The 529-nt window shown below is 77.7% G+C and carries 1 pseudogene; it reads right to left on the bottom strand.

The window, feature by feature from the left end:
- A pseudogene (locus tag CCN44_RS27245) lies at nt 1-426 on the bottom strand (hypothetical protein); the annotation flags it as partial.
- Nucleotides 427-529: the final 103 nt, after the last annotated feature.

Raw genomic sequence — 529 nt, 5'->3', positions numbered from 1 at the left:
GGCGGTGGCCGCGCTCAGCACGTTGCCGTAGGCGGCCTCCCCGTCCCGCGCCCGGCGGCGCGAGCGGGCGAGGTCCAGGGACAGCCGGAAGGCGTGGACCGGGTCATCGGCCAGGTAGGCGATGTAGGCGCGCAGTTCCCGCAGGTGCAGCACCTCGGCGTGGTGCTCGCCGAGCACGGCGGACGCCTCGGTGAGGGTCCGGTCGGCCCGTTCCGCCGCCGCGTCGATACGGCCCGCCCGCACGTCCTCGTTGATCCGGCTCAGCGGCTCGGTCAGCAACTCCGCCCCCTCGGCCGTCTCGGTCAACGGCCCGTCCCCGAGCACCTCTTCGGCCACCGCGTCGAACCCGCGGGGCGGGGTGGGGGTGGGGGCGGCGGTGCTGACGGTGGCGGTCACCTCCGGCGGTACGACGGCGAGCGGGGCCATGGCCGCCGGCGGTACGGCGGCGGACGCGGCCGGCTCCGGCGCACCGACAGCCGCCGAGGCCGCCATCGGCTCCGGCTCCGGCGGCACGGCGGTGTGCGGAGCA

This window comes from Streptomyces tricolor, assembly GCF_002155905.1.
Lineage (GTDB): Bacteria > Actinomycetota > Actinomycetes > Streptomycetales > Streptomycetaceae > Streptomyces > Streptomyces tricolor.
Note: the sequence above shows the minus strand (reverse complement) of the source record. Positions and strands in the feature narration are given on the sequence as shown.